This is a genomic window from Bradyrhizobium sp. UFLA05-153 (assembly GCF_054185185.1).
The window spans coordinates 1-2,860 of record NZ_JBBIAM010000273.1 but is presented as its reverse complement, the minus strand read 5'-3'; the positions used below and the strand labels follow the sequence as shown (position 1 = coordinate 2,860).

Sequence of the window (2,860 nt, the reverse complement as noted above, 5' to 3'; positions counted from 1 at the left end):
GACACGAAATCGGTATCAGAGAACTGTCGGTTCTACAGAACAGGTCGTTGATTTCGACCAATCGCGAATGACGCTAGAAACTGGATTCGCGCTGACACCCGCCAGAGATCTCTAAACTGGATCCGATGGCAGCAATTAGAAATAGAGCCATCACCACCGTCACCTCTTAATGGCGATTTTTGGCGCCACGCTTTCACAATCACTATAGGCGTAATTTTCTGGCCGCCACGTGAACCAGTTCACATCAGCATCGATCAGAGGTGAATGACACTAGCACGTCAATGGTGCAACTTCTTGGACTCATGCGCACGGCCTAAGAGTATGTCAGTGCACGAACTGCAAATCACAGATACTGACCGTAATTTGTCGCAGCATCTAATCCCGACGTCTTATCAAGGCTGGAGGTCCCCATGTCTACGGACGCAGCCGAATTCGCATCGCATCGATTCTCGACGCGCGAGCTTCCGGAGCGGATGAGAGTCCCACTATGGCGAGAGAACTTTGGGCGAGGCATAGTCCACGTCGATATCGAGCCCCTATCGGATGTTCCGTTTCAGGCTGACGCAACGCTGCAAGCCGTCCGGGGGTTGCGCAGGCTCGCACTGAAAGGCTCTTCCATGCGATTCAAGCGCCTGCGAGCGAGCATTACTGATGGTGACGACTCGATCGGAGTCATCGTCTGCTCTCCCGGCAGAAGTCTGCTGTCGCAGCGCTGCCAGCAAGTTGAGCTTCGCGCCGGCGACGCAATCGCAATTCTGCATTCGGAGCCCGCCACCGTCACCTATGTCGACGGATTACTATTCGGTCTGGCCGTGCCCCGCGACGCGCTTGCGCAGCGGGTGGCGAATGTCGAAAGCCGCGCCATGCGGCCGATTTCTCACCGAACTGAAGCGCTCCGACTGCTCATGACTTATCTAAAGTCGGCATTTAAGGATGGAGCACTGGCCGCACCCAGTCTGCGTGATGCGGTCCTGGCTCACATCCATGACCTCGTGGCGCTCGCGATCGGCGAGCGCACTCCCTTAGGCGAGAGCAGTGTGAGCGCGGTCGGGGCTGCGCGCTACAGCGCCGCCCTCGATTACATCGCGGCACACTTTCAGCAGCCAGAGCTTAGCGTCGAGACGGTAGCCCACTGCCAAGGCATCTCACCTCGCTATCTACAGCGCTTGATCGCGTCATCAGGATCATCGTTCACCGGGCACGTGAATGAGTTACGTCTCCAACGGGCGTTCGAGCTGCTAACTGAGTCTCACGCAAGCACACAGCGAATTTCCGACATCGCGTTAGAAGTCGGCTTCTCGGATGTTTCGCATTTCAATCGATTGTTCCGGGCTCGCTTTGGCGATTCGCCACGTGGCGTGCGTTGCTCTCGCGGGGAGGGATTAACGCCGTTTTCAAGCGTGCCGACATGCACGCCACGGTAATGGATCAGCCAAGACGTAATTGCTGCTGTGCATAAGTCTCAGCGAAGCGGCGGCAGCCCTCATTGAAGTCCGCTCCGTGGGGCATTGCGGACTTGACTTGCTCGGATTGAGTTCTTCGCATTTTGACCCACAACTGCCGTAGACGGTTGCGGATGTCCGCTTCGCCCCGGAACGCGATCTCGTCGGCGTCCTTCTGGCCGTAGCTTCGACCGTCAACTATCCCACAGCTGGAAGCAAAATTTTGTTCGCGCCGGCGGCCTATGGAACGGGTCCATGCTCTACAAAATTTGCGAGAACGCACTCCAGCGCTTCGGAGCGGAATATCGGCGCTAAAGTCGGCCCTCTTGATGCATGTCAACGCCTTTGGGCTTTTCGACCTGAACATCACACCGATGAGATGGAATCAGCGATACGTGTTCGAGAGCTATCTCAGGTCCTCCCTTTGGGTGGTTCCATTTTTTGCGATTCCACTTGCCCTCATCGCAGTGAGGATGCTGCATCGACTGGACATTTGGCTCGGTTGGAGCCTTCTGGGCCTCGATACGGCTGGAGCGAAAACTCTGCTTGAGGCTTTCGTCTCCGCGACGTTGGCATTCGTCGTCTTCACGTTTGGCTCGCTGCTGGTAGCGATTCAGGTCGCCAGCGCGCAATTGACGCCTCGGATCATCGCCACGATATTGCTGCGGAACGACGTCGTCAAATACACTGTCGCATTATTAATATTTACGCTGATGTTTGCGCTAGCGGCGCAAAATAGACTGGATGAAGGGCCCTACCAGCTACTGGTATTGACGGCCACGCTGCTTGGCATAATTTCGTTCGCGGCCTTCTTTTATTTGATCGATTACGCCTCACGACTATTGCGGCCCATCAGCGTTCTGTCGAGTGTCGGCAACAATGGAATCACGGTCATTGAAAACGTGTATCCTAGGCTGAGCTCGGATCCGGTCACCGAGAATGGATTTCTCAAACCTGCCACTCCCGATCGCATCATCAGACATCGGGGGCCCTCGGGCATTGTTCTCGCAGTCAATATCGGAAGGCTACTGGCTTTGGCCGAAAATTCGGATTGCGTCATCGAATTCGCACCTCAGGTCGGCGATTTTGTCGCAACGGGCGATCCCCTGTTTGATCTTTTCGGCGGCGTTCGTTCGATCGATGAGGAACCCTTGCTCACCTCAGTGGCGTTCGGCTCCGAACGCACCATGGACCAGGACCCTACCTTCGCGTTTCGCATCGTCGTCGATATCGCGCTGAGGGCATTGTCACCGGCGATCAATGATCCGACCACAGCGGTGCTCGCAATCGATCAGCTGCACCGCATGCTGCGCACAGTTGGTGAGCGCGATCTGCGCACCGACTGCGCGTTCCAGCCGATCGTGATCACCGATTCCAGGCCATCGTGATCACCCATTCCAGAGCATCGTGATCACCAT

General features: G+C 56.2%; 2 protein-coding genes. Both read left to right on the top strand.

What is annotated here, in order from left to right:
• Positions 1 to 410 precede the first annotated feature (410 nt).
• Entirely contained in the window at positions 411 to 1,424 is a 1,014-nt protein-coding gene (locus Q2941_RS51165; protein WP_458197478.1) for an AraC family transcriptional regulator, read from the top strand.
• 347 nt (positions 1,425 to 1,771) lie between these two features.
• The gene (locus Q2941_RS51160; protein ID WP_458197479.1) at positions 1,772 to 2,830 is read left to right on the top strand and encodes a DUF2254 family protein; all 1,059 of its coding nucleotides are present in this window, start codon (positions 1,772 to 1,774) and stop codon (positions 2,828 to 2,830) included.
• Positions 2,831 to 2,860 lie beyond the last annotated feature (30 nt).